This is a genomic window from Streptomyces bambusae, assembly GCF_019400985.1.
GTDB classification, from domain to species: domain Bacteria; phylum Actinomycetota; class Actinomycetes; order Streptomycetales; family Streptomycetaceae; genus Streptomyces; species Streptomyces bambusae_A.
In genome coordinates, this window is the sequence record NZ_WTFF01000406.1 from 1 (window position 1) to 5,625 (window position 5,625).

Below are 5,625 nucleotides of genomic sequence, written 5' to 3' on the forward strand. Positions count from 1 at the left end.
CGACAGGGCCGCGCGCCTGATCCGGAAATCGGGCACCGGGTCACGCTAGGCGGCTCCCGCCGCCGTTCCCGGCCCGCCGCGCGGCGTCCGCCCGCGGCCCACCCGGTCGGCCGCCCGCCGGCCGGAGCGCCCGCCCTCACGCCCTCACCGCAAGCGCTCAATCAGCGACACCAACTGACCTGAACCGGACAGCAGTTGATGCGAAGAGAAAGCACTCTCCGACCCGTTCACCCCTTCGGGGGCCCGGTTCGATTCCGTTCCCTCGTTCGGCGTGACCCCGCCCACCGCTCCCCCGTTGAGCCCGGGGAGCCGGGAACCGCCGGCCGCCCACCCTGCCGTTCCGCCTAGTCCGAGGAGTCACCCCGTGCCGCGCATGCTCGACGTCAGTGATGACGTACGCGCCGAGATCGGCGACGAAGAAGCCGACCTGCTGCTCGCCGGCGAGACCGCGCCGGGCAGTTACGACTGCACCTCCTGCCGCACGCCGGGAGACTCCGAGCGTGAACGCACCAGCACGGTGCTGTTCGTCGGCGAGGAGACCGCCGTCCTCGCCTTCGCCCACGCCGGCTGCATCCCCTCCCAGGTCGTGACGGTCTCCGAGGAGCAGCTCCAGGGCGCCGTCGCCAGCATCACCGGCGAGACCTCCGTCGCCGGTCATGCCGCGCCCTCCCCGGCCGCCGCGGACGTCCCGCGTTCCGAGCCGGGCGGCCAGGCCGTACTGGGCATCACCAGTGGTCTCGTACTGCTCGACGGCACCCTGTACCCAGCCCTGGTGGTCGAGCCGACCGCGCCGATCGCCCGCCCCGGCACCACCGGCCCCGGCGACGACTTCCTGCCGCTGCTGATCGAGCAGGGCTTCATCCCCGTCACCGACACCGCCGAGGTGCCCTCGCCGCTGGCGGGCTGGTCGGTCCTGCTGGCCGGCGGCCAGCTGCACGCCGTGCTCCAGCCCGGCGCCGACGGCAGCGGCCAGGTCGCCTGGTGGCAGGCCCACCAGGCGCTGTCGGTCACGGAGGGCTGGCGGACCGAGGTCAACAAGACCAAGCGGGTACTGGTCTACGCCGCGCCTGTCGGCTCGATCGGCCAGCAGCCCCGCGAGGACCTGCTGCGCGACGCGCTGGACAAGGCTGCGGCTTCCGGCAAGCTCGTGGCGGCCTCGATGCCGCTGGCCGGCACCTGATCTGATCCGATCTGACCGGGGCTGGGCGGGGCTGGGCTGGTCGGGGCTCAGCCTGTCCGTACGTCCGTCCGTCCGTCCGTACGTACGTCCGTCCGTACGGGGCCGGGGTGAGTGGTCCGGCATCCGTTGTTCGTCGTTCGTACGGGGTCGTACGGGGACGTGCCTGCTCGGCCGTCCCGTCGTACGTGCCTTCGTACGTGCTCGCCCCTTCGTACGTGCTCACCCCCGGGATTCCGCCGTCCGGCCCGACACGGGCCGGACGGCGGTGTGCGCCGGTGGAGGCGCCCCGCGCGTGATCCGCGCGGCGGCGCCCCCACCGGCGATCCGCGTTTTCCGGGCCGGGCGGTCCGTGCCTTTCCGGTCCGGGCGATCCGTGCCTTTCTGGGCCGGGCGATCCGTGCCCTACTGGTCCGGGCGGTCCGTGCCTTTCCGGTCCGGCGGTCGCCCCTTCGGGCCCGGCGCTCCGCGTTCTTACGGCCGTCGTATTTCCGTCCGCCCCCGCATCCGGAGGGCGCCGGTGTCGTTGGCTGTTACGTGCATCCACACGACTCCTCCCGCGCCCCGTCCTTCCTCAGCCCCACCCCGATCTACGACGCGCTCTACTCCGAGTACCTGCGCTCGTTCCGGGCCCTGCCGGGCGACCGGTCGGGAGAGGAGGACCTCGGCTTCCCGAGCTTCGGCACGTACGGCTCGGGTTCCGGAACCGGCTTCTCCAGCGTCGGGACCGGCTTCTCCAGCACCGGCACGGCCCTCGCTACCGGCTCCAGCTACGCCACCGGCAGCAGCGTGAGCGGCTGGAACGGTTCCGCGTGGCAGACCGACCCCTGGCAGACGGCGTACCCGACGCCCCAGCCCCAGCCCCAGCCCTTGTACGCGGCGGCCACCGCGAGCACCGGCACCGGAACCGGCCTCGGCGCCACCACCACCGGCATGTACGCGAGCGGGCGGCAGCACCAGACCGGGATGCACCACATCCCGGCGGCCCTGCCGCCCGCTCCGCGCCGGGGCTACTGAGCAACCCCGGCTTCTGCTTCCGCTGCTTCTGCTTCCGCGGTTTCGGCTCCGCGGTTTCGGCTCCGCGGTTTCGGCTTCCGCCGATTCCGCCGATTCCCGCCGCTTTTGCTACTTCTTCTTCGCGGTCTTGTTGCCGCGCTTCTCCCGCACCCGGACCGAGATGTGGATCGGGGTGCCCTCGAAACCGAACTCCTCGCGCAGGCGGCGCTCCACGAAGCGCCGGTAGCCGTGCTCCAGGAAGCCGGAGGCGAAGAGCACGAACCGCGGCGGCTTGGTGCCGGCCTGCGTGCCGAAGAGGATGCGCGGCTGCTTTCCGCCGCGGATCGGGTGCGGGTGGGCGGCGACGATCTCACCGAGGAAGGCGTTCAGGCGGCCCGTCGGGACGCGCGTCTCCCAGCCGGCCAGCGCCGTCTCGATCGCCGGGACCAGCTTCTCCATGTGGCGGCCGGTGAGCGCGGAGACGTTCACCCGGGGCGCCCACGAGACCTGCTGCATCTCGGTCTCGATCTCGCGCTCGAGGTAGTAGCGGCGCTCCTCGTCCAGCGTGTCCCACTTGTTGTACGCGATCACCATCGCGCGGCCCGCCTCGACGGCCATGGTGATGATGCGCTGGTCCTGGACGCTGATCGACTCGCTCGCGTCGATCAGGACGACCGCCACCTCGGCCTTCTCGACGGCCGCGGCCGTGCGGAGGGAGGCGTAGTAGTCGGCGCCCTGCTGGAGGTGGACGCGCTTGCGGATACCGGCGGTGTCCACGAACTTCCAGGTGACGCCGCCGAGCTCGATCAGCTCGTCGACCGGGTCGCGGGTGGTGCCGGCCAGCTCGTTGACGACCACGCGCTCCTCGCGGGCCACCTTGTTGAGCAGCGAGGACTTGCCGACGTTCGGGCGGCCGATGAGCGCGATGCGGCGCGGCCCGCCGAGCGGGGCTCCGCCGAAGGTCTGGGCGGGCGCCTCGGGCAGCACGCTCAGGACGGCGTCGAGCATGTCGCCCGTACCGCGGCCGTGCAGGGCCGAGACCGGCATCGGCTCGCCCAGGCCCAGCGACCACAGGTAGGCGGCGTCGGCCTCGCCGGACTGGCCGTCGACCTTGTTGGCGCACAGCACGACCGGCTTGCCGGCGCGGCGCAGCAGCTTGACGACGGCCTCGTCGGTGTCGGTGGCGCCGACCTTGGCGTCCACGACGAAGACCACCGCGTCGGCGGTCTCGATGGCGTACTCGGCCTGGGCGGCGACGGAGGCGTCGATGCCGAGGACGTCCTGCTCCCAGCCGCCGGTGTCGACGACCTTGAAGCGGCGGCCCGCCCACTCGGCCTCGTAGGTGACACGGTCGCGGGTGACACCCGGCTTGTCCTCGACCACGGCCTCGCGGCGGCCGATGATCCGGTTCACCAGGGTCGACTTGCCGACGTTGGGCCGGCCGACGACGGCGAGGACGGGCAGCGGGCCCGCACCCGCCTCTTCGATGGCACCTTCGACGTCGTCGAGGTCGAAGCCCTCTTCCGCGGCGAGCTCCATGAACTCCGCGTACTCGGCGTCGCCAAGCGCTCCGTGGTCGTGCTGGTCGTTCATGAAGTCCGTTCCTCGTCGTTCGTGGTGGTCGGTGGCACCCGCTCGCGGGCCCACTACTGGGTCTGCTGTTCTGTTGTTTCTGTGGTTCTGCCGGGCCTGCCGGCCCTGCCGGCCCTGCCGGTCGGCCCTGCCAGTCGGCCTCACCGACCGGCCCTACCCGGTCACGTCTGACTCAAGTCTCGCAGCTCGCGGCCGGTCAGGCGCCTGGCGTCGGCCAGGTGTGCCGTCAGGTGCTCCTGGATGCGCACGGTGGCGGCGTCGAGCGCCGCGCGGGTGCGCCGCCCCGAGCCGTCGCCGGCCTGGAAGGGATCACCGAAGACGATGTCCACCCGGCTCTTCAGCGGGGGCAGCCCCTTGACCAGCCGGCCGCGGCGGTCGGTGCTTCCCAGCACCGCCACCGGCACGATCGGGGCGCCGGAGCGTACGGCGAAGTACGCGAGCCCGGCGCGCAGCGAGGCGAAGTCGCCCTCGCCCCGGGTGCCCTCGGGGAAGATCCCGAGGACGCCGCCGTGCTCCAGCACGCCGAGCGCGCTCGTGACGGCGTTCCGGTCGGTGCCGGAACGGTCGACCTTCAGCTGCCCGATGCCCTCCAGGAAGGAGCCGAGCGGGCCGACGAAGGCCTCTTTCTTGATCAGGAAGTGCACCGGGCGGGGCGCCGTGCCCATCAGCATCGGGCCGTCGATGTTGTGCGCGTGGTTGACCGCCAGGATGGCCGGTCCGGTGGCCGGCACCTTCCAGGCGCCGAGTACGCGGGGCTTCCACAGCCCGTACATGAGCCCGATGCCGATCCGCCGCCCGACCGCCGCACCCCTGGGGGAGGGCGTCGTACTCACTCGGCGGCCGCCCGCTTCTCCTCCACGAGGGTCACGACGCACTCGATGACCTGGTCGAGGGTGAGCTCGGTGGTGTCCACCTCGACGGCGTCGCCGGCCTTGGCCAGCGGGGAGGTCTTGCGGCCGGAGTCGGCCGCGTCCCGCTTGATCAGGGCTGCCTGGGTGGCCGCGAGGTCCGTGGCCTCCTTGCCCTTCAGCTCGCCGTTGCGGCGGGCGGCGCGGGCCTCGGGGGACGCGGTCAGGAAGATCTTCAGGTCGGCGTCGGGCAGCACGGTGGTGCCGATGTCGCGGCCCTCGACGACGATCCCGCCCTCGGCCTGCGCGGCGATGCTCCGCTGGAGCTCGGTGATCAGGGCCCGTACCTCGGGCACGGCGCTGACGGCGCTGACCTTGGAGGTGACCTCCTGGGTCCGGATCGGGCCGGCGGCGTCGAGGCCGTCGACCGTGATCGTGGGCGCGGCGGGGTCCGTACCGGACTCGATGACGGGCTTGCCGGCGGCCACCGCGATGGCGTGCGGGTCGTCGGTGTCGATGCCGTTGGTGATCATCCACCAGGTGATGGCCCGGTACTGGGCACCGGTGTCCAGGTAGCGCAGCCCGAGCTTGGCGGCAACGGCCTTGGAGGTGCTGGACTTGCCCGTGCCGGAGGGACCGTCGATGGCGACGATCACGGCGGACGGAGCGGCGGTTTCCACGGGCGGGCACCTTCCTGGTAGGTCGTGCGGTTCGTGCGATGTCCTGTGCGATTTCCGGGCGCGGCAAAGCGCCCCCGACCAAGGTTACCGGGCTGGCGCGACACCCGGCTCCGGGGCGGGGGTGGGGGGTGGGTAGGGGGCGGGGCGTCGGGCTTGGCTGGCGGGTGGGGCGGGGGTGGGGGGGGGGGGGGGGTTTGGCGGGGTGGGGGGGGGGCGGGGGTTGGGGGGGGGGGCCCCGGCGGGGAGGCCCGTCTCTTTTTACACATCTCTCGCCCCACGAGACCAGGCCGGTGTCGTATGTCGGCCTTTTCTTGTAAAAAACAAAAATGTA

General features: G+C 72.4%; 5 protein-coding genes. 2 read left to right on the plus strand and 3 right to left on the minus strand.

From position 1 onward, the window contains the following. The first annotated feature begins 373 nt into the window (after positions 1 to 373). Entirely contained in the window at positions 374 to 1,180 is an 807-nt protein-coding gene (locus tag GPJ59_RS32660) for a hypothetical protein (protein WP_258025263.1), read from the plus strand. Between the two features lie 534 nt (positions 1,181 to 1,714). Continuing rightward, positions 1,715 to 2,194, plus strand: coding sequence for a hypothetical protein (locus GPJ59_RS32665; RefSeq protein WP_219671536.1), 480 nt, complete (start codon positions 1,715 to 1,717; stop codon positions 2,192 to 2,194). 108 nt (positions 2,195 to 2,302) lie between these two features. On the opposite strand, the gene der is transcribed toward GPJ59_RS32665, so the two are convergent. From der to cmk, 3 genes are all read right to left on the minus strand, one after another. Beyond that, positions 2,303 to 3,766 (minus strand): ribosome biogenesis GTPase Der, encoded by a 1,464-nt coding sequence (gene der, locus GPJ59_RS32670; protein WP_219671537.1) that lies wholly within the window; start codon positions 3,764 to 3,766, stop codon positions 2,303 to 2,305. 161 nt (positions 3,767 to 3,927) lie between these two features. Then, positions 3,928 to 4,641 (minus strand): lysophospholipid acyltransferase family protein, encoded by a 714-nt coding sequence (locus tag GPJ59_RS32675; RefSeq protein WP_308120611.1) that lies wholly within the window; start codon positions 4,639 to 4,641, stop codon positions 3,928 to 3,930. Then, complete coding sequence (gene cmk / locus GPJ59_RS32680) at positions 4,596 to 5,294, minus strand: (d)CMP kinase (RefSeq protein ID WP_219671539.1); 699 nt, start codon at positions 5,292 to 5,294, stop codon at positions 4,596 to 4,598. The genes GPJ59_RS32675 and cmk overlap by 46 nt, the downstream gene beginning before the upstream one ends. Between the last annotated feature and the right edge of the window lie 331 nt (positions 5,295 to 5,625).

Bases quoted from the DNA above. Each gene is read 5' to 3' on its own strand.
- GPJ59_RS32660 (WP_258025263.1), top strand. From the start codon at position 374: ATGCTCGACGTCAGTGATGACGTACGCGCCGAGATCGGCGACGAAGAA.
- der (WP_219671537.1), bottom strand. From the start codon at position 3,766: ATGAACGACCAGCACGACCACGGAGCGCTTGGCGACGCCGAGTACGCG.